The sequence below is a fragment of the Pseudomonas hormoni genome (assembly GCF_018502625.1).
Taxonomy (GTDB): Bacteria; Pseudomonadota; Gammaproteobacteria; order Pseudomonadales; family Pseudomonadaceae; genus Aquipseudomonas; species Aquipseudomonas hormoni.
In genome coordinates, this window is the sequence record NZ_CP075566.1 from 4,715,001 (window position 1) to 4,733,860 (window position 18,860).

General features: G+C 59.2%; 20 protein-coding genes (1 of these 20 only partly in view). 5 read left to right on the plus strand and 15 right to left on the minus strand.

The genetic code is table 11. The features are described 5' to 3' along the window. From msrQ to KJF94_RS21965, 6 genes are all read right to left on the minus strand, one after another. Window positions 1-79 carry the beginning of a protein-methionine-sulfoxide reductase heme-binding subunit MsrQ gene (gene msrQ, locus KJF94_RS21940; protein ID WP_214378729.1) on the minus strand. The gene continues 542 nt to the left of window position 1, outside the view, so only the first 79 of its 621 coding nucleotides appear in the window; it begins with the start codon at window positions 77-79; the stop codon falls past the left edge of the window. Beyond that, window positions 79-1,092 (minus strand): protein-methionine-sulfoxide reductase catalytic subunit MsrP, encoded by a 1,014-nt coding sequence (gene msrP, locus KJF94_RS21945; RefSeq protein ID WP_214378731.1) that lies wholly within the window; start codon window positions 1,090-1,092, stop codon window positions 79-81. The genes msrQ and msrP overlap by 1 nt, the downstream gene beginning before the upstream one ends. Before the next feature lie 58 nt (window positions 1,093-1,150). Further along, on the minus strand, window positions 1,151-2,005 hold the full coding sequence (gene pssA / locus KJF94_RS21950) for a CDP-diacylglycerol--serine O-phosphatidyltransferase (protein ID WP_214378733.1): 855 nt from the start codon (window positions 2,003-2,005) through the stop codon (window positions 1,151-1,153). Between the two features lie 144 nt (window positions 2,006-2,149). Beyond that, window positions 2,150-3,166: a ketol-acid reductoisomerase gene (ilvC, locus tag KJF94_RS21955; protein ID WP_007948647.1), complete on the minus strand. Its 1,017-nt coding sequence runs from the start codon at window positions 3,164-3,166 to the stop codon at window positions 2,150-2,152. 48 nt (window positions 3,167-3,214) lie between these two features. Beyond that, window positions 3,215-3,706, minus strand: a complete 492-nt coding sequence (gene ilvN, locus KJF94_RS21960) for an acetolactate synthase small subunit (RefSeq protein ID WP_003205610.1) — start codon at window positions 3,704-3,706, stop codon at window positions 3,215-3,217. Between the two features lie 2 nt (window positions 3,707-3,708). After that, window positions 3,709-5,433: an acetolactate synthase 3 large subunit gene (locus KJF94_RS21965; protein ID WP_214378735.1), complete on the minus strand. Its 1,725-nt coding sequence runs from the start codon at window positions 5,431-5,433 to the stop codon at window positions 3,709-3,711. Between the two features lie 401 nt (window positions 5,434-5,834). Between KJF94_RS21965 and KJF94_RS21970 the strand changes: the two genes are divergently transcribed. Then, window positions 5,835-6,257, plus strand: a complete 423-nt coding sequence (locus KJF94_RS21970; RefSeq protein ID WP_214378737.1) for a DUF4124 domain-containing protein — start codon at window positions 5,835-5,837, stop codon at window positions 6,255-6,257. Between the two features lie 108 nt (window positions 6,258-6,365). On the opposite strand, the gene KJF94_RS21975 is transcribed toward KJF94_RS21970, so the two are convergent. From KJF94_RS21975 to mrcB, 3 genes are read right to left on the minus strand one after another with little or no spacing between them, the layout of a single operon-like run. After that, complete coding sequence (locus KJF94_RS21975) at window positions 6,366-6,701, minus strand: YqcC family protein (protein WP_214378739.1); 336 nt, start codon at window positions 6,699-6,701, stop codon at window positions 6,366-6,368. Further along, window positions 6,701-7,435, minus strand: coding sequence for a tetratricopeptide repeat protein (locus KJF94_RS21980; protein WP_214378742.1), 735 nt, complete (start codon window positions 7,433-7,435; stop codon window positions 6,701-6,703). Before KJF94_RS21980 ends, KJF94_RS21975 begins: the two co-directional genes overlap by 1 nt. A 16-nt stretch (window positions 7,436-7,451) precedes the next feature. Next, window positions 7,452-9,776 carry a penicillin-binding protein 1B gene (gene mrcB, locus KJF94_RS21985; protein WP_214378744.1) on the minus strand — a complete coding sequence of 775 codons (2,325 nt, stop codon included), beginning with the start codon at window positions 9,774-9,776 and terminating at the stop codon, window positions 7,452-7,454. Window positions 9,777-9,893: 117 nt separating this feature from the next. Between mrcB and KJF94_RS21990 the strand changes: the two genes are divergently transcribed. From KJF94_RS21990 to KJF94_RS22000, 3 genes are all read left to right on the plus strand, one after another. Further along, window positions 9,894-11,450, plus strand: a complete 1,557-nt coding sequence (locus tag KJF94_RS21990) for a bifunctional aminoglycoside phosphotransferase/ATP-binding protein (RefSeq protein WP_214378746.1) — start codon at window positions 9,894-9,896, stop codon at window positions 11,448-11,450. Between the two features lie 91 nt (window positions 11,451-11,541). Then, window positions 11,542-11,886, plus strand: coding sequence for a pentapeptide repeat-containing protein (locus KJF94_RS21995; RefSeq protein WP_214378748.1), 345 nt, complete (start codon window positions 11,542-11,544; stop codon window positions 11,884-11,886). Between the two features lie 244 nt (window positions 11,887-12,130). Further along, window positions 12,131-12,403, plus strand: a complete 273-nt coding sequence (locus tag KJF94_RS22000; protein ID WP_007971093.1) for a TfoX/Sxy family protein — start codon at window positions 12,131-12,133, stop codon at window positions 12,401-12,403. 302 nt (window positions 12,404-12,705) lie between these two features. Here KJF94_RS22000 and KJF94_RS22005 read toward each other — a convergent pair whose 3' ends face one another. The 4 genes from KJF94_RS22005 to KJF94_RS22020 are packed head-to-tail and all read right to left on the minus strand — an operon-like array spanning window position 12,706 to window position 16,252. Beyond that, window positions 12,706-13,557: a ChaN family lipoprotein gene (locus KJF94_RS22005; protein WP_214378750.1), complete on the minus strand. Its 852-nt coding sequence runs from the start codon at window positions 13,555-13,557 to the stop codon at window positions 12,706-12,708. 21 nt (window positions 13,558-13,578) lie between these two features. Beyond that, entirely contained in the window at window positions 13,579-14,346 is a 768-nt protein-coding gene (locus KJF94_RS22010) for a heme ABC transporter ATP-binding protein (RefSeq protein ID WP_214378752.1), read from the minus strand. Further along, window positions 14,346-15,329 carry a FecCD family ABC transporter permease gene (locus KJF94_RS22015; protein WP_214384931.1) on the minus strand — a complete coding sequence of 328 codons (984 nt, stop codon included), beginning with the start codon at window positions 15,327-15,329 and terminating at the stop codon, window positions 14,346-14,348. The genes KJF94_RS22010 and KJF94_RS22015 overlap by 1 nt, the downstream gene beginning before the upstream one ends. 50 nt (window positions 15,330-15,379) lie before the next feature. Next, window positions 15,380-16,252, minus strand: coding sequence for a heme/hemin ABC transporter substrate-binding protein (locus KJF94_RS22020; RefSeq protein ID WP_214378754.1), 873 nt, complete (start codon window positions 16,250-16,252; stop codon window positions 15,380-15,382). 166 nt (window positions 16,253-16,418) lie between these two features. On the opposite strand from KJF94_RS22020, the gene KJF94_RS22025 reads away from it, so the two are divergent. Next, window positions 16,419-16,736 (plus strand): Rieske (2Fe-2S) protein, encoded by a 318-nt coding sequence (locus tag KJF94_RS22025; protein WP_214378756.1) that lies wholly within the window; start codon window positions 16,419-16,421, stop codon window positions 16,734-16,736. Here KJF94_RS22025 and sfsA read toward each other — a convergent pair. Both sfsA and KJF94_RS22035 read right to left on the minus strand, forming a co-directional pair. Further along, a complete protein-coding gene (sfsA, locus tag KJF94_RS22030; protein ID WP_214378758.1) occupies window positions 16,733-17,446 on the minus strand; it encodes a DNA/RNA nuclease SfsA in 714 nt (237 codons plus the stop codon). The two genes, KJF94_RS22025 and sfsA, sit on opposite strands and share 4 nt — an antisense overlap. Then, window positions 17,446-18,618, minus strand: coding sequence for a pyridoxal phosphate-dependent aminotransferase (locus KJF94_RS22035; protein ID WP_214378760.1), 1,173 nt, complete (start codon window positions 18,616-18,618; stop codon window positions 17,446-17,448). The genes sfsA and KJF94_RS22035 overlap by 1 nt, the downstream gene beginning before the upstream one ends. Between the last annotated feature and the right edge of the window lie 242 nt (window positions 18,619-18,860).

The window sequence follows — 18,860 nt, forward strand, 5'->3', positions numbered from 1 at the left end:
CCCAAGCCTGATAGAGCCAAAGCAACGGCCATACCGCCGCCGCGATAAAGACGGCCACTCGCCACAACGGATATCGCATCAGTAATTCTTCCGCAGATCGAGCCCTGCATATAAAGCAGCGACTTCATCCGAGTAGCCGTTGAACATTTGCGTGTCGCGCACATTGGGCTTGAACAGACCGCTCGGCAAACGTCGTTCCCGTGCCTGGGTCCAGCGTGGATGATCGACAGTCGGGTTCACGTTGGCATAAAAGCCGTACTCGTCCGCAGCAATGCTTTGCCAGGTGGTTTTCGGCTGTTCGCTGACCAGACTGATCCGCACGATGGACTTGATGCTCTTAAAGCCATACTTCCACGGCACCACCAGACGCAGAGGCGCGCCATTCTGGTTAGGCAATTCGCGCCCATACATGCCCACCGCAAGAATCGCCAACGGGTTCATGGCCTCATCCAGGCGCAACCCTTCTACATAAGGCCAGTCGATCAAGGCAAAACCAGAGCGCTGCCCCGGCATGGTCTTCGGATCCTGCAGGGTTTCGAAGCGAATGAACCTGGCTTTGGAAGTCGGCTCGACTTCCTTGAGCAAGGCCGATATGGGAAAACCGATCCACGGGATGACCATCGACCAGGCCTCCACGCAGCGAAGACGATAAATGCGCTCCTCCAACTGGTATGGCTTCATGAAGTCTTCCAGCGCATATCGACCCGGCTTGCCCACCTCCCCGTCCACCACCACGCTCCAAGGCTCAGTTTTCAGCGCGCCAGCGTTGGCCGCCGGATCACCTTTATCGGTGCCGAATTCATAGAAGTTGTTGTAGTGGGTCGCATCCTTGAATGGCGTGATCGCTTCATCCTTGACGTTGACCGCCCCCCACTTGGTAGAAGGAAGTTTCTCGGCAAACCAGGAAGGTGCCTTGCCAGGCTCGACATCCGGATAGCGCCCGGCATCGTCCGCGCTGGCCCAGCTCGGCAAGCTGCTCACCGCTAAACCGGCAACGGCGGCACCCAGCACATTTCGACGAGATAGATAGAGGGATTCGGGCGTGACGTCCGACTCATGGCAGTCGGATGTCTTGGGGACTTTGATCAGCATGGCAACTCCGCAGCATTGGAGGACAGATGCACCAATAGACTGCGGAGTATGAGGGAAATTACGTGTTTTTGTGCCGACGAAGACGTAACAGATATTGAACCGGACCCGATGCTGCGTAGGCGAGGAAAACCAGCAGCAGGATGCGCGGCGGATCACTGAATACGACGGCGAACACCAGCACGACAGCAAGGATCGCCACAAAAGGTACGCGCCCTTTCAGGTCCAGCTCCTTGAAGCTGTTGTACTTGATGTTACTGACCATCAGCATGCCGGCGGCCGCGACCATCAGCGCTACCAGGAAAGACATCTTGGAGCCCTGGATGCCGTAATCACTGAATGCCCAGACAATGCCTGCAACCACACCCGCTGCAGCCGGACTGGCCAAGCCGATGAAGTAACGTTTGTCGGCGGTGCCCACCTGGGTGTTGAAACGAGCCAGACGCAGTGCAGCGCCAGCGACATAAATGAAGGCGACCATCCAGCCGACCTTGCCCATATCGCCCAAGGCCCAGCCAAATGCCAGCAGTGCCGGAGCGACACCGAAGGCGACCATATCGGACAGAGAGTCGTACTCGGCACCGAAGGCGCTCTGGGTGTTGGTCATACGGGCAACGCGACCGTCTAGGCCGTCGAGTACCATGGCGACAAAAATGGCGATCGCGGCAAAAGCAAAATACTTGCTCGCACCAATTGCATCACCGGCACTCAAGGCGCTCTGTGCACTCATCGAGTTGATGATGGAGTAGAACCCTGCGAACAGGTTCGCAGTGGTGAACAGATTCGGCAGAAGATAGATACCACGATGCCGGACTTTACGACCTTCAGCGTCATGCCCTTCTTCGATGTGCTCATCGATGGGCAGCAGGCTTTCGGCGTCAGAAGCCTGGTTTGGCTCTTCGGGACGTTCGCTCATGGACATTACCTTGCAACGGGGTGGAAAGTTTCGACAGGTGTCTGGGACGACGGTTCGGCCGCAAACGATGCAGCTTTATACCAGAACCGGCTCCCCAAACGAAAAAACGCGGCCTAGGCCGCGTTTTCCGTACAAGTGTGCGACTTAGTTTTTGGCTTTGTCGACGATCTTGTTGGCACCGATCCACGGCATCATGGAGCGCAGTTGCTCGCCGATGATTTCGATACCGTGAGCGGCGTTGTTACGACGCTTGGCGGTCATCGAAGGATAGCCGGTTGCGCCTTCGCTGATGAACATCTTGGCGTACTCGCCGTCCTGAATACGTTTCAGGGCGTTGCGCATGGCCTGACGGGATTCGGCGTTGATCACTTCCGGACCGGTCACGTACTCGCCGTATTCAGCGTTGTTGGAGATCGAGTAGTTCATGTTGGCGATGCCGCCTTCGTACATGAGGTCAACGATCAGCTTCAGTTCGTGCAGGCATTCGAAGTAGGCCATTTCCGGCGCGTAGCCAGCTTCAACCAGGGTTTCGAAACCGGCTTTCACCAGTTCAACGGTACCGCCGCACAGAACGGCTTGCTCGCCGAACAGGTCGGTTTCGGTCTCGTCCTTGAAGGTGGTTTCGATGATGCCGGTGCGACCGCCACCCACGCCAGCAGCGTAGGACAGTGCAACGTTTTTGGCGTTGCCGGAAGCATCCTGGTAGATAGCGATCAGGTCAGGGATACCGCCGCCCTTGACGAACTCGGAGCGTACGGTGTGGCCAGGTGCTTTCGGCGCGATCATGATCACGTCGAGGTCAGCGCGCGGAACAACCTGGTTGTAGTGGATCGCGAAACCGTGGGAGAAGGCCAGGGTGGCGCCTTTCTTGATGTTCGGCTCGATTTCGTTTTTGTACAGGGCGGACTGGAACTCGTCCGGGGTCAGGATCATGACCAGGTCGGCAGCAGCAACAGCGGAAGCAACGTCAGTCACTTTCAGGCCGTGAGCCTCGGCTTTGGCAACAGTCGCCGAACCTTTACGCAGGCCAACAGTGACATCAACGCCGGAGTCTTTCAGGTTGCACGCTTGAGCGTGACCCTGGGAGCCGTAACCGATGATGGCAACTTTCTTGCCCTGGATGATCGACAGGTCGCAGTCTTTTTCGTAATAAACTTTCATGAAATTCCCCTATATATCCAGGCCGTTCAGGCCATTCACTAATTTGGTTTAGATGCTGAGTACTTTGTCGCCGCGAGCGATACCGGTTACGCCGCTACGGACGGTTTCCAGAATCGACGCGGTGCCGATGGACTGAATGAAGCTGTCGAGCTTGTCGCTGGTACCGGTCAATTGAACGGTATACACGCTAGCGCTGACATCGACGATCTGCCCACGGTAAATATCGGTGGTGCGCTTGATCTCGGCGCGCTGGGCGCCGGTGGCCTTGACCTTGACCAGCATCAGTTCGCGCTCGATGTGAGCACTTTCCGACAGGTCGACCAGTTTGACCACTTCAATCAGCTTGTTCAGGTTCTTGGTGATCTGCTCGATGATCTCATCGTGGCCCACCGTGGTCAGCGTCAGACGCGACAGGGTCGGGTCTTCGGTTGGCGCCACGGTCAGGCTTTCGATGTTGTAGTTGCGCTGCGAGAACAGGCCGACTACACGAGACAAAGCGCCGGGTTCGTTTTCCAGAAGCAAGGAAATAATGTGCCGCATGATTAAGTACGCTCCGTCTTGCTCAGCCACATATCGCGCATGGAGCCGTCTTTGATCTGCATCGGGTAGACGTGCTCACCGGCGTCGACCTTGATGTCGATGAACACCAGACGATCCTTCATCGCAAATGCTTGCTCCATCATCGGCTTCAAATCCTTCAAGTCCGTGATGCGCATCCCGACGTGGCCGTAGGCTTCGGCCAACTTGACGAAGTCCGGCAACGATTCCATGTAGGAGTGCGAGTGACGCGCGCCGTAGCTCATGTCCTGCCACTGACGGACCATGCCGAGCACGCCGTTGTTGAGCAGGATGATCTTCACCGGCAGGTCATGCTGCAGACAAGTGGACAGCTCCTGGATGTTCATCTGGATGCTGCCTTCACCGGTCACACAGGCCACATCAGCATCGGGGAAGCTCAGCTTCACGCCCATCGCGGCCGGGAAACCGAAGCCCATCGTGCCCAGGCCGCCGGAGTTGATCCAGCGATTCGGCTTGTCGAAGCGGTAATACTGCGCCGCAAACATCTGATGTTGACCCACGTCGGAAGCCACATAGGCATCGCCCTTGGTCACTTCGTGCAAGGTCTCGATCACGGTCTGCGGCTTGATGATGCTGCCGTCGCCCTTGTTGTAGGGGAACATGTCGCGATCACCGCGCCACTCTTCAACTTGCTTCCACCAGGCAGCTACCGAGTCCTTGTTAGGGGTCTCGCCGATTTCCTTGAAGGTAGCGACCATTTCGGTCAATACACTTTCCACCGGGCCTACGATAGGAACATCGGCCTTGATGGTCTTGGAGATCGAAGCCGGGTCGATGTCGATGTGAATGATCTTGGCATTCGGGCAGAACTTCGACGCGCCGTTGATCACGCGATCGTCAAAACGCGCGCCCACAGCCATGATCACGTCGGCATGATGCATCGCCAGGTTGGCGGTGTAGCTGCCGTGCATACCGAGCATGCCAAGGAACTGGCGGTCGCTGCCCGGATAGGCGCCAAGGCCCATCAAGGTATTGGTGACCGGTGCGTTCAGCAGTTGCGCCAGCTCTGTCAACGGCGCGGAGCCGTTACCCAGAATGACGCCGCCGCCGGCATAGATGATCGGCCGCTTGGCCGCCAACAGCATTTCCACCGCTTTGCGGATCTGGCCCGAGTGACCACGAACCGCCGGGCTATAGGAACGCAGCTTGGCTTTTTTCGGGAAGATGTATTCGAACTTCTCGGCCGGGTTGGTCATGTCTTTCGGGATATCGACAACGACAGGACCAGGACGACCGGATTGCGCCAGGTAGAACGCCTTTTTCATGATCTCCGGGATTTCCGAAGCATGCTTGATCATGAAACTGTGTTTCACGATCGGCCGGGAGATACCGATCATGTCGGTTTCCTGGAAGGCGTCGGTACCGACCATGGTGCTCGGCACTTGGGCGGTCAGGATCACCATCGGGATCGAGTCCATGTAAGCAGTAGCAATACCGGTAATGACGTTGGTCGCGCCGGGACCGGAAGTCACCAGTACGACGCCGGCCTTGCCGGTGGCGCGCGCATAGCCGTCAGCCATGTGCGTGGCAGCCTGCTCATGACGAACGAGAATATGTTGAACGGCTGGTTCTTTGAACAGCGCGTCGTAGATATGCAATGCGGCACCACCCGGGTACCCATAGATATATTTGACGCCTTCGTCACGCAAAAAGCGGACAAGCATCTCACCGCCAGATAAAAGCTCCACGTTGTTCACCTCTAAAACGCCAGAATACCGTCCACATAAAAGGGGGACGGGTCTTAATAGGTTTACTTCTCGGCAGAGCATGAGCGACGGTGGTCGCCGACTACGTCAGCACTGACTGAGCAAGTATTGGGATCGTCCCAAGTGTTGCGGGCCTTTCCCACCCAGCGCGAGGTAACGCGTTGCGGGTGTAACAGGTCGGCGCGGATGTGCGCCTCATGATCTGCCGAGTGGGTCTGCTTCTGGCAGTCCCTCTACAGCGGACTTTGGATTCTTCTGTTTCGTCCCCTGCAAGTCAAGTCGTCAATGTGCTTTATTGAAGTAAGCACATGAGAAAGCAAGAAAAAACCGCTAAACAGCAACTGTGTTAGCTTCAATTGCGCAACCCAATACAAGGAAATGGCATGCGAACGTTATTCCTGACCGCCAGCCTGCTGATCGGCATCAGCCCTGTGTCCATGGCCGCCCAGGTTTACAAATGGGTCGATGAGCAGGGCGTTACCCACTTCGATGCACAACCGCCCCAGGGCCGGGAAGCCGCTACCGTCGTCACGCCCTCCCCCTCTGCGGGCAAGCCGGCTACGCTGCCACGCAGTAACGCCATCGGCGATCAACAGGCCATCGACAAGACAGTGAAAAAACAGGTCGCCGAGCAGCAAGCCCAGCTGAAGGTGTTCTGCGAGCAGGCGCGGACGAACCTGGCTCAACTGCAGAACAATCCGCGACTGCGGGAGGATGTCGACGGTGAGATGCGCCGCCTGACTGACGAGCAACGCCAGGAGCGCACCGCCGAAGCACAGCGACAGATCACAGAAAACTGTCAGTAGGAACTTGTAGGAGCTGAGCTTGCTCGCGAAAGCGGTGGATCAGTCAACATACCTTTTGAAGGTTAGGCCGCCTTCGCGAGCAAGCTCTGCTCCTACAAAGGAACGGGGTCAGCGGGAGGCGGTGATCAGCAGGTCGAACTCTTTGAGCAGAACCTGCAACTGCCGATCCTTGCCCTGAACATTGCGGGCGGCGAAGACCATTTCGGCCATCTCCTGAATGCCCGAAGCATTGGGCAGCGGTAAATCCTGCTCGAGGATTGTTTTCATGCGCGGCAGAAAAATCCATTGCAGCCACTGCTCGAAATCCAGCGTATCGACCGAAAAGGGCTCTACACTGGACAACGCTTCGACGGATGGCGAGACATCGTCCCACCACCCCTGAACGCGCAGTTCGCGCTCGATCAACAGCAACTGCTCGGCAATCTTTGGAAAGCGTGCGTCCATCACGACAAAACCTTGGCCTTCTGACGGGCCAGTGATGCACCTGCGGAATCACCCTGTTTCTCACGAGCTTGCGCGATCAATTCCCACAGGCTGGCCTGAAGTGCCGGACGACCATTGGCCAAGGTCAGACCACGACGAGCGAACTGTTCGGCTTGTGCAGCATCGCCTTGAGCCATGCGGACCTGAGCCAGACGATAAAGCACTTGCGGCTCACGCGGCGCGACACGTTGAGCACGCTCGAGACTGGAAGAGGCACCGTTGAGGTCGCCACCGGCCTGTTGCTGCTGAGCGGTGGTCAGCAATGCCAACACCGGGCCGTCCAGCTGTTCGTCGGCAGACAGGCCGCCGGCGCTCGACGAAGGAATCCCGCTCGGAGTCGACGGCATGCTGTAGCTGCCCTGATTGATCGGCGCCGACTGAACCGGCGAGGTGTCGATCGGACCCGAAGTAATCGGGCCAGGCGTAATCGGCGAGGTGCTGATCGGTGCCGAGGCAACTGCACCACCACCTGGCACCATCACCACGACGCCGGTGTCACCTTGCGGAATCGCTTGCGTCTGGGCTTGCACAGGACGCTTGGTCGTCGTCTGACGATAACCGCCATTTGCCGAAATCCGCTCACTGTTGGAAACGGCGCTGCCGGAATCCACAACCGGGATCGAACCGCGCTGTACGCTGGAACAACCGCTGAGCAAAGCCACGGCGGTTACCGCTGGAATCAACCACTTGTTCACTTGAAACCCTCTTTGCTTAATTCATCCAGCCCTTGACCCAATCCATCACCGTTTCGCCGTTAACGGGGCTTTCGCCACCGCACGCGGCGCCGGGAGGCGGTTCGCTGCCGCGAATATACGGCATCTGCACGGCGCCTGGGCAGTTGGCATCAGAGCCTTGTCCGGTATGCGAGTCGACCCAGGCCTGAACCACATTATCCGGCTGCGGCATGTCCAGCGGCAACGGATCGGCCTTGCGCATGAAACTGGTCCAGACCTGCAACGCGCCGGTGGCACCGGTAAACGGTGTCTTGCCGTTGTCGTCGCGACCCAGCCACACCACCGCCAGCAAGTCCTGACTGAAACCGGCGAACCAGCTGTCTCGCGAATCGTTACTGGTACCGGTCTTGCCCGCCAGCGTCAGGGTTTTCGGCAACACGTTGTAAACCGAACTGCCGGTGCCTTCACGCATGACCCGCTGCATGGCGCTCTGGATCAGGTAAATAGAAGCCGGATCGAAACGCTGCTGAATCTGAAACGGATACCGCTTGAGCGGCTCGCCCTCGGCCGTCAGAACGCTGCGAATCCCGCGCATCGGCGTATTGAAGCCACCATTGGCGAGTGTCTGGTACATGGTCGCCACTTCGATCGGGGTCATGCCGCCCGCGCCGAGCAACATCGACGGGAATGCCGGGAACTCGCGACTCACACCCAGGCGAGCCAGCGTCTTCAAGACATTCGGCACGCCCACCGCCAACCCGAGACGCGCAGTCGACAGGTTGTAGGAATGCGCCAGGCCTTGATACAGGAAAACCGTGCCGTGGGAACGGCGATCATAGTTCTGCGGTTTCCAGACCTGACCATCCGCGCCTTTCACCGAGAAGGATTCGTCCGACAGCCAACTGGTCAGCGTGTACTGGCTCGGCTTCTCAAGGGCTGTCAGATAAACCGCCGGTTTTATCAGCGAGCCGATCGGTCGGACAGCATCCAGTGCCCGGTTGAAACCGGCGAAGCTCGCCTGACGACTGCCGATCATAGCCTGGACTTCGCCGGTTTCCGGGTTGGTCACGACCATCGCCGCTTCAACGTCATCGGAACCTTTGCGCCCGGACAAACGCTTGAACGTATCGTTGACCGACGCTTCCGCTTTCATCTGCAAAATAGGATCGAAACTGGTGAAGATCCGCAGGCCTTCTTCGGTCAAGTCTTCATCGCGATAGTCTTCGCGCAGCTGACGTTTAACCAGATCGATAAAACCAGGGAACGAGCTGTCGGCCAACTTGCCGCGCGTCGTCACGCCCAGCGGCATTTTCTTCGCAGCAGCAACCTGCTCGGCGCTAGCGACGCCTTGTTGCTCAAGTACATCGAGCACCAGGTTGCGTCGCTCGAGCGCCCGCTCCGGGTTGCGACGCGGGTTGTAATAGGACGGCCCCTTGACCATGCCTACCAGCATCGCGACTTGATGCAGTTTCAACTCGGACAACGGCTGCGCGAAGAAGAACTGGCTAGCCAGACCGAAACCGTGCACCGCGCGCTGGCCGTCCTGACCAACGAACACTTCGTTGAGGTAAGCCTCAAGAATTTCTCGTTTGTCGTAATGCAGCTCCAGCAACATCGCCATCATGGCTTCAGTGAGCTTGCGGGTCAGGCTGCGCTCGCTGGTCAGGTAGAAATTCTTCACCAGCTGCTGTGTCAGCGTACTACCGCCCTGGGTCATCTTGCCGCCAGAGGTATTGACCCAGATCGCACGGGCAATCGACTTGGGCGACACACCCCAATGGCTATAGAAGTCCCGGTCTTCCACTGCAACCAGGGTTTCCAGCAGATACGGAGGGACCTGATCAATCTTGATCAGAATGCGGTCTTCGAGATTCTTCGGGTAAATCCCGCCGATCAGCAGCGGTTCCAGCCGCACTACAGATAGCTTCGAACCGTTGGTCGCCGAAAGCTCGGCCACGTAATCGCCGGAGAACCGCACACGCACGGGCTGGGCGTTTTCCAGGCCTTCATAGAACTGGAAACCACGGGTATTCAAGTCGACGGTGTTGCCGTTGACCGCCGCCGCGCCGGGGCCGTTGCTCACGCTTTCGCGACGATAGCCCAAGGCATCGAGCTCGGTGAGGAAGTCTTCCTTGCTCAGCTTCTGGCCGGTGAACAGCTCCAGAGGGCGCGCATACACCTTGGCCGGGATGGTCCAGCGCTTGCCGGAGAACTTCTCCTGAACGATGGCATCGAGGTAAACCGCGAATCCGGCGAGCACCACAAGGCCGACCAGACTGAGTTTAAGGGCCCAGCCCAGCCAGGGGCTCAGGCCTCTGGAAGGTGGTTTTTTGGGGGTGCGGGGGGATCGAGTACGAGTCATGGCGCCGGATTATACGCACTTTATTCATACTCAACAGGAGCCCTCCGAGGTTTGCGTCAGACGGACTTGCGGCCATAATGACCGCCGTGAATTTTCCCAGACTATAAAGGAACGCTTGTGAGCCAGTCCCTGATCGCCGCCCTGCAAAACCCGGCCCTCTACCCGCATCCGGTAGACGGGTTCCAGGTCATCGAAACCCACATTTCCTGGGTGATTCTCACAGGCCCCTTTGCTTATAAAGTGAAGAAGCCGGTCAATTTCGGCTTCCTCGACTTCACTAGCCTCGATGCTCGCGAGCACTTCTGCGGTGAAGAGCTGCGCTTGAACCAGCGCCTGACCAATGACTTGTATCTCGAAGTGTTGCCGATCACTGGCAACGCTGAAGCACCGCAATTCGGTGGCGGCGGCCCAGTCGTCGATTACGCGTTGAAAATGCGTCAGTTCCCGCAAAGCCAGTTGCTCAGCACCCTGCAGGCCAACGGCGAATTGACCACCGCGCACATCGACGAGATGGCCGCACAGATTGCTCAATTCCACCTCACCGCGCCAAAAGTGCCTGCCGAACACGAAGCCGGCACCCCGGACAGCGTCATGGCGCCGGTGCGGCAGAACTTCGAACAGATCCGCCCGTTCCTGAGTGACAAGGCCGACCTGCTGCAACTCGACGCCCTGCAAGCCTGGGCCGAAAGTAGCTTCGAACGCCTCAAGCCGCTGTTCGCCCAACGCAAGGCCGAAGGCTTCATCCGCGAGTGCCACGGTGACATCCACCTGGGTAACGCCACCGTTATCGATGGCAAAGTCGTGATCTTCGACTGCATCGAATTCAACGAACCGTTCCGCTTCACCGACGTCTATGCCGACACCGGTTTCCTGGCGATGGACCTTGAAGACCGCGGCCTGAAGAGCCTGGCCCGTCGCTTCATCAGCCAATACCTGGAGTTGACCGGCGATTACCAGGGCCTGGAACTGCTGAACTTCTATAAAGCCTACCGCGCACTGGTTCGTGCCAAGGTCAGCCTGTTCAGCATGCCGGCCGAAGCCGACCCGGTGCAGCGCGCCACCACCCTGCGCCAGTACCGCAACTACGCCAACCTGGCGGAAAGCTACAGCACCATTCCTTCGCGCTTCATGGCCATTACTCACGGCGTTTCCGCTGTCGGCAAAAGTCATGTGGCCATGCGACTGGTGGAAGCGCTGGGCGCGATTCGCCTGCGCTCCGATGTAGAACGCAAACGCCTGTTCGGCGAGCAAACCGTCGCGAACGATCCGCAAGTCGGCATTTATAGCGCTGACGCCAGCGCCGCGACCTACACCCGCCTGCATGAAATTGCCGCCGTGATCCTGCGTGCCGGCTTCCCGGTGGTGGTCGATGCCACTTACCTCAAGCGCGATCAGCGTGATGGCGCGGCGAAAATCGCCGAAGCCACCGGCGCGCCGTTCCTGATCCTTGATTGCAACGCACCACAAGCGGTGATCGAAAGCTGGCTGGCCCTGCGTCAGGCCGACAAAAAGGATCCATCCGACGCCAACCTGGCCGTTATCGCCGCTCAGCAAGCCAGTCGTGAAGCCCTGACGCCTGAAGAAATTCTGTGCAGCAAGCGCGTTCAGACCAATGAAAGCGGAACCCTCGACACCGTCGTTGCGCAAATTCGCCAACGCTTGCCGGGGCTGTAAGAAAGTATTTCAGCCGTGGAGCCTTCGCCGGCTTCACGGCTGTTAAATAGTGGCACTATACTGGCGTCATAAAACCAACAGGTGATGTGACATGAGCCAGCCCAAATTTCTCGACACCCCGCTTTTTGCCTTGCTGCACAAAGACGACATCACAGGTTTCAACAACGAACGTCCAAAAGACGGACCTATCGACATGGTCGGTGGTGATTTCCGTGGCCTGGACCTGCGTGAGCTGAACGCCGACGGTGTCGACTTTACCGACGCCTATTTCCGTTCCGCCGACTTGCGCGGCATCGACTTCACTCATTCCAACCTTGAAGGGGCCAGCCTGGCCCACGCGCAGATTTCCGGCGCCTACTTTCCCCCGGAACTGAGTGCCGACGAAATCCTGATGTCGATGAATTTCGGCACACGCCTGCGTTATCGCACCCGTTAAAAACGACCGATATTCAATACGTCCAGCGCCCCCGCCTTGCGCTGGACTGTGGGCATTTTCAGCTTGAGAACCTGACACCCTCCTGCCTGTTCCCATCGTGTTCGCGTACTTTTACGCCGCTCAACGGACTTGCCTCTTAGAAGCATTTGCTCCGAAACCGACCAAACAATCACGCTTTTCCTACTGATGGCTACACTCCTCAGAAGCTTGCCCACGCACCGTTCGGCCGTCGCAAGGAGGCTTGATGAATGATGAACTGCAGCACCTGAAGAATCTTGGCAAGACGTCGGCGCAATGGCTGCATGCCGTGGGCATCCACAGCGCCTCGGACTTGCGTCGCCTGGGGGCGGTGGATGCTTATCGGGCCGTGCGCACACGCGGATTTCGGGCATCCAAGGTGTTGTTGTATGCGATCGAAGGCGCTTTGATGGACGTGCACTGGAACGACATTCCCGCCGAGCGCAAGGAAGCCCTGAATAAACAGCTGGAAGCGATCTCGTCACGCCACAAGAATTGAACGGGCGCAGCCGTCATGTACTTGCTGAACCAGCAGGTTACGCAGAGCGCGCTCAAGAGCTCACCCTGCAACCCAGTGTTTACAGGGCTTTCCGGCAACCGGCAGGTGATTTTCAAATAAATGAAGAATCAGCGGTTGACTTGGTAATGAGAATCGCTATGATTATCACAACTGGTCGCGAGACTGGTCGATATTTGAAAAGCCCTTGGTTCGGACTCTCAGATATCTCCTCATCAGGCTAATCACGGTTATTTGACCCGGCTCTTGCCGGGTCTTTTTTTGCCTGTGGAAAAGTACCTTATCTATTTGCCGAACTGCTTGCGCATCTCTGCACAATAATCCGGTGCCGGTGTGGCGGGCGTATACCAAACATAGTCAGCCATCTCATCCGTGACCTCACTGCCCTGCTGCGCCAGCATCAATACCGTTGGCGCTTCGGGCGCCCCCAGATCAAGTGTATGAATCGGCACACCCACATCCTTGCGCGCGTGATAAGCGCCGGCAAACAGCAATGCAGGTGTGGGTGCCGCCAGCAACCGCTCAGCCATGCGGCGGTCACGTTGCTGCTGAACCGCGAGCATCGCCGGCATTTGCGAGGCGGGCAGCAGGCCGCAATGGGACTCGCTGATCTGGGCCAGCAACTCAGCCTTCACCGGTGCGGTATTGGAGCGAGCGCCACTCAATATCGGCGTTCGGGCGTAGAAAGCACGCACCTCGACGGTGTCCAGATTGGCGGCCAGCAGTGGATACGGTTGGGTCAGGGCAAAACGGACGATCGGGCCGTAGAGATTCCAGTCCCAGCCAGGCTCCCAGGCCAATGCATCGGGCAAGTCGGTGGGCCGCGTCGAGGCATGACGAACATCATCGACGCGCTGTTGTTGATCCGGCGTGAGCATTTCCAACAGCAGACTGCCTTGCGGGCGCTGCTCTCCCAGCTCCTGCAATAACCAGCGTTGCAGTTCATGGTGATCGCGATTGTCATGCTGCTCCCCCACAATCAGTCGCGAAGGCTTGGCCAGTCGCAGCACCAGTTCCTGCGCCGTCAGCGCCTGGCCGGTGCGCAGGTCGCGGATCTCGCCGACGATCGGTGGCGGCGTCGAAACATGCTGACAAGCACTGAGCACCAGCACAGCCAGAATCATCATTAAACGCATGAGCTCCCCCCTATCAAAAACCTAGCGGGCGATGATCAGCGGATGCCCGCGCTCCGGGTGCTGTTGCACCAGCACTTCCAGCCCGAATACTGCCTTGAGCGGCTCAGGGCGCAACACCTGCTCGGGAGTGTCGAGCGCCACCGGGCGCCCGCCTTCGAGCAGTAACAGGCGATCACAATAACGCGCCGCCAGGTTCAGATCATGCAGGATCACCAACACGGACCCGCCGCGATCGGCAAACTCGCGCACCGCTTGCAAGGTGGTGTGCTGGTGCAGCGGATCGAGCATCGAAGTCGGCTCATCGAGCAGCAGCGTTTGCCCCACTTCGCCCGGCCAGAGTTGCGCCAGCACCCGCGCCAGATGCACCCGCTGTCGTTCGCCGCCGGACAACGCCAGATAGCTGCGACCGCTCAGATGCCCGGCATCGGCGGCCTGCAACGCGGCGGCGACGATTTCATCGTCCCGGACCCGGCCGCTCTGATGCGGTAAACGACCCATACCGACGACTTCCTCGACGCGAAAGGCGAAGTCCAGGGTCGAGGCTTGCGGCAATACCGCCAGACGCTGGGCTCGCTGTGCACCGGTCCAGTCACTCAACTCGCGCTCATCGAGCCACACGCTGCCATGATTCGCCGGCAACTCACCACACAAGGCACCCAGCAACGTACTTTTGCCGGCACCGTTAGGCCCCAGTACGCCGAGGACTTCCCCCGGATTGAGCTCAAGCGTGATGTCCGTCAGGACGATCTTGCGGCCCCGGAGGATTTGCAGATTTTGCGTTCGCAACATCAGGCACGCCCTCGGAGCAGTAAATAGAGGAAGAACGGTGCGCCGATGAACGCGGTGACGATTCCGATCGGCAGTTCGGCGGGTGCCAGCGCCAGTCGTGCCACCAGATCGGCGAACAACAGGAGACTGGCGCCCGCCAGCACCGAGGCCGGCAACAACACCCGATGATCGGGACCAGCCAGCAGACGCACCAGATGCGGCACCACCAACCCGACAAATCCGATCATCCCCGCCGCAGCCACTGCCGCGCCAACACCCAGCGCCGTGCAAAACACCAACTCGCGCTTGAGCCTTTCGACATCGATACCCAGGTGACCGGCCTCAGACTCTCCCAGCAGCAAGGCATTCAGGGCCTTGGCCCGGCGCGGCAACCACAACGCAACGCCGACACTGATCAGCAGCAACGGCCAGAGTCGCGAATAGCTGGCGCCATTGAGACTGCCCAGGTTCCAGAAGGTCAGCGTGCGCAGGGTCGCGTCGTCCGCCAGATAGGTGAACAGTCCCACTGCCGAGCCTGCCAGCGCCGTCAATGCGATACCCGCCAGGAGCATGGTCGCGACATTGGTTTGCCCGTTACGCCGGCCCAGTCGATACACCAGCGCGGTCACGCCAAGGCCACCCAGAAACGCGCACAGCGATAACAGATAAGGCCCGAAGGATTCCGGCAAACCGCCAAATACGGAACCGCCGACAATCGCAATCGCCGCGCCTAATGCCGCGCCACTGGAAACACCTACCAGGCCCGGATCGGCCAGCGGGTTGCGAAACAACCCCTGCATCGCTACGCCCGAGAGCGCCAGTACACCGCCCACCGCCAACCCCAGCAAGGTACGCGGCAGGCGAATTTGCCCGAGGATCAGTTCGGCCTGCTCCAGTCCGTCATGCGCTATAGGCAAGCCGATCATGCGCAACGTCGCACGCAAGGTATCGAGCAACGGCAGGCTCACCGGCCCCAGCGCCAATGACAGCCAGATCGCCAGCAAACACAGAAGGCTCAGGCCAATGAACAGCGTTCGGGGTTTTACCAGAACGGTCATTGGGCAGCCGTGCCCGGATAGAAGCCGTCACTGATTTTTTTCAACGCCTGCGGCAATCGCGGGCCAAGCCCACCCACCAGCAGCGTCGGATCAAGCTCCATGACGCGCCCGTCCTTGGCGGCGCGGGTCGAGGACAGAATCGGGTTTTCCTTGAACAGCGCCACGCGCGCCGCCTCGCCGGTCAGTGCACGGTCGGCAAACACCAGCACTTCAGGGTCCAGGCTGATCAAGGACTCGTTGGAAAAAGGTTTGTAACCGGTGTGCGTCGCCAGATTGTGCCCGCCGGCCTTCTGGATCAACCAATCGGCGGCGGTGTCCTTGCCGGCGATCAGCGGCTTGCCGCCCGCGTGACCGAGCAGCACCAGTACACCAGGTGATGTTTGCGCCAGTTGTGCCTGGGTGACGCGGATTTTTTGTTGATCGAGTTGCTGCTGATAAGCCTCGAACAATTGCGCAGCCTTGTCTTCTGCGCCGAGCAACTTGCCCAACTGCTGCAAGTTCCCTTGCAGCGTCGGCAGATCCGGCCGGGCCGAGAACAGTTCGACTTGCACGCCCGCCGTACGAATCTGCGACAGCACCGCCGGCGGGCCCATTTCTTCGGTGCCGACCAGGATTTGCGGGCGTAAGCTCAGGACGCCTTCTGCGGACAACTGCCGCTGATAGCCGATGCTGGGTAACGCCTTGAGGGCTTCCGGATGCTGACTGGTGGTATCGACCCCCACCAGTTTTGATTCGCCGCCCAGCGCACTGACCCACTCTGACAAGGCCCCGCCGGCGCTGACCCAGCGTTGTGGCAACTCGGCCGCCGCGGCGTGATGGCTGACAAGGAGTCCGACACACAACGCGGCAACGCGGGTACTCAGGCGCATAAACAGCTTCCTTTTAAGGTTTTCCCAGGCATTGAAGTGACAGGCCAAGTATCCTCGGCGTCCGGCACCTGCACCCGACGGGCAAGGCGGCCATTTGATAATTGTTTGCATTTGAACGTCAAGCTCGGACATATCCGGTCACGAGCCGGCGGAGTTGAGGATAGACATGAAGTTTCTTTGCACAGGCTCTGAGCTGGCCGATTCCAGCAGCCGCGGTTTCGACCTCGACGGCCAGAAGCTCTTTGCCGTGCGCCGGGCCGGTCAGGTCTACGTTTACATCAACCGCTGCCCGCACCGTGGCGTCGGGCTGGAATGGACACCCGACCAGTTTCTTGACCCCAGCAACAGCCTGATCCAGTGCGCCACTCATGGCGCATTGTTCTTGATCGAAGACGGCGAGTGCGTCGCCGGCCCGTGCGCCGGGCAATCCCTGACCACCGTTGAAAGCCGCGAAGACGACCAAGGGATCTGGATCAATCTTTAACCGCCGAGCACCACCTCCAGACGCCGATCGACCACCATTTCTTCATGGGTCAAGCGCACGCCGTATGCCAACACCTCGACCCCGCACGCCACTGCTTCTCGCAAAGCGGCCGCGTAGGCCGAATCGATTTCGTCTGCAGGACGCACGGCATCGATGCCGGTGAGGTTCACGCAATACAACTGCACCGCGCGAATTCCGTCCCGAGCCAAATGGGCCAACTCCCGTAAATGCTTGGCGCCACGCTGGGTGACTGCATCGGGAAACGCCGCGACTGACGAGCCATCGAACCCCAGCGTGACGCTTTTGACTTCCACATACGCCGGCCCGCTCGGGTAATCGAGGCGAAAGTCGATGCGACTGCTTTCCTGACCGTAGGCCACTTCACGCTTCAGCTCGGTGAAACCGTTGAGTTCGCTGATGACGCCAGCCCTGAGCGCCTCTTCGATCAAACCGTTGGCTCGGCCGGTGTTCACGCAAAACAGCCGACCCTGAGGGGTTTCGCCAACTTCCCAGGTGCCCGGCAACTTGCGCTTGGGATCATTGGAACGACTGAACCACACCTGCCCGCCCTCGACCTGGCAATTGAGCATCGAGCCAGTGTTCGGGCAGTGAATGGTCAACAACTCGCCGCGAACGGTTTCGATATCGGCGAGAAAACGCTTGTACCGCCGAATCAGACGACCTTCTTCGAGGGGAGGATGAAAACGCATCAGCCTTGCCAGCTCTTCAAGCCGCGAGCGATGCGCTCGACCGCTTCCTGCAGGCGCGGGAGACTTTGGGTGTAGGCAAACCGAACGTGATGGCCGGCCTGATAACGCCCGAAGTCGAGCCCCGGCGTGATCGCCACATGCTCGGTTTCGAGAAAGTGCCGGCAGAATGCGAAGGCATCGCCACCGAACTTGCTGATATCGGCGTACAAATAGAACGCCCCTTCCGGCTCGACGGCGATACCGAAACCCAACTCCCGCAAGGCGGGCAAGAGGAAATCACGGCGGCGGCCGAATTCGGCGCGACGCTCTTCCAGGATGGCGATGGTCGCGGGTTCGAAACAGGCCAGCGCTGCGTGCTGGGCCATGCTTGGGGCACTGATGTAAAGGTTCTGCGCAAGCTTTTCCAGCTCACCGACCGCCGCTTCGGGCGCCACCAGCCAGCCAAGCCGCCAGCCGGTCATGCCAAAATACTTCGAAAAACTATTGAGCACGAAGGCGTTGTCGTCGACTTCCAGCACGCTGGCCGCGTCGGTGCCGTAAGTCAGGCCGTGATAGATCTCGTCCACCACCAGATGGCCGTGGCGTTCCTTGATCGCGGTCGACAGCCCCGCCAGCTCGTCGCGGGTCAGAATCGTTCCGGTCGGGTTGGCCGGCGATGCCACCAACGCGCCGACGCTGTCGTGATCCCAATGACGGGCGATCAGGTCCGGTGTCAGTTGATAACGTACGTCCGGACCTACAGGAACAAGCTGCGCCGCGCCTTCCACCAACCGCAGGAAATGCCGGTTGCACGGGTAACCCGGGTCTGCCAGCAGCCAGTGTTTGCCCGGATCCACCAGCAAGGCGCTGGCCAGCAGCAACGCGCCGGAACCGCCGGGCGTGATGAGGATTCGCTGAGGGTCGATGTTCAAACCGTAACGCTGTTGATAGAAGCCTGAAATCGCTTCACGCAGCTCGGGAATGCCACGGGCGGCGGTGTAACGGGTCTTCCCCGCCGTCAGTGCGGCCTGCCCGGCCTGGATGATCGGCTCGGCGGTGGTGAAGTCCGGTTCGCCGATTTCCAGGTGAATCACATCGTGGCCGGCGGCTTGCAGTTCATTGGCCCGCGCCAGCAGCGCCATGACATGGAACGGTTCGATCGCGCGACTGCGGGCACTGTAGGACTGAGCCATTAGCCTTCCTTCAACAGGGAAAAAAACCGATTCTACCCAAGCGCAGGAACGAGCGAGAACCTAAAGCGGTCAGACGCGTTAAGACCCTGGCCACAAACGACTCATGCGAGTGCGCAAGGTTTGACTAAAATCATTAATTGATCAGGTCTCCAGCACCACCAGTCAAGGCTTTGCAATCATTTGCAAGCCCTTCGGGCCACTACCTCGACATCCGGGAGTAGCGCGGCCCGATTTGATCTGGT

Excerpts from the sequence above, each read along its gene's own strand:
- KJF94_RS22000 (WP_007971093.1), top strand. The coding sequence starts at position 12,131 with ATGAATGATGAACTGCAGCACCTGAAGAATCTTGGCAAGACGTCGGCG.
- msrP (WP_214378731.1), bottom strand. The coding sequence starts at position 1,092 with ATGCTGATCAAAGTCCCCAAGACATCCGACTGCCATGAGTCGGACGTC.
- mrcB (WP_214378744.1), bottom strand. The coding sequence starts at position 9,776 with ATGACTCGTACTCGATCCCCCCGCACCCCCAAAAAACCACCTTCCAGA.
- pssA (WP_214378733.1), bottom strand. The coding sequence starts at position 2,005 with ATGAGCGAACGTCCCGAAGAGCCAAACCAGGCTTCTGACGCCGAAAGC.
- sfsA (WP_214378758.1), bottom strand. The coding sequence starts at position 17,446 with ATGCGTTTTCATCCTCCCCTCGAAGAAGGTCGTCTGATTCGGCGGTAC.
- KJF94_RS22005 (WP_214378750.1), bottom strand. The coding sequence starts at position 13,557 with ATGCGTTTAATGATGATTCTGGCTGTGCTGGTGCTCAGTGCTTGTCAG.
- KJF94_RS22020 (WP_214378754.1), bottom strand. The coding sequence starts at position 16,252 with ATGCGCCTGAGTACCCGCGTTGCCGCGTTGTGTGTCGGACTCCTTGTC.
- KJF94_RS21975 (WP_214378739.1), bottom strand. The coding sequence starts at position 6,701 with ATGGACGCACGCTTTCCAAAGATTGCCGAGCAGTTGCTGTTGATCGAG.
- KJF94_RS21970 (WP_214378737.1), top strand. The coding sequence starts at position 5,835 with ATGCGAACGTTATTCCTGACCGCCAGCCTGCTGATCGGCATCAGCCCT.
- KJF94_RS22035 (WP_214378760.1), bottom strand. The coding sequence starts at position 18,618 with ATGGCTCAGTCCTACAGTGCCCGCAGTCGCGCGATCGAACCGTTCCAT.
- KJF94_RS22010 (WP_214378752.1), bottom strand. The coding sequence starts at position 14,346 with ATGTTGCGAACGCAAAATCTGCAAATCCTCCGGGGCCGCAAGATCGTC.
- KJF94_RS21995 (WP_214378748.1), top strand. The coding sequence starts at position 11,542 with ATGAGCCAGCCCAAATTTCTCGACACCCCGCTTTTTGCCTTGCTGCAC.
- ilvN (WP_003205610.1), bottom strand. The coding sequence starts at position 3,706 with ATGCGGCACATTATTTCCTTGCTTCTGGAAAACGAACCCGGCGCTTTG.
- KJF94_RS22025 (WP_214378756.1), top strand. The coding sequence starts at position 16,419 with ATGAAGTTTCTTTGCACAGGCTCTGAGCTGGCCGATTCCAGCAGCCGC.
- ilvC (WP_007948647.1), bottom strand. The coding sequence starts at position 3,166 with ATGAAAGTTTATTACGAAAAAGACTGCGACCTGTCGATCATCCAGGGC.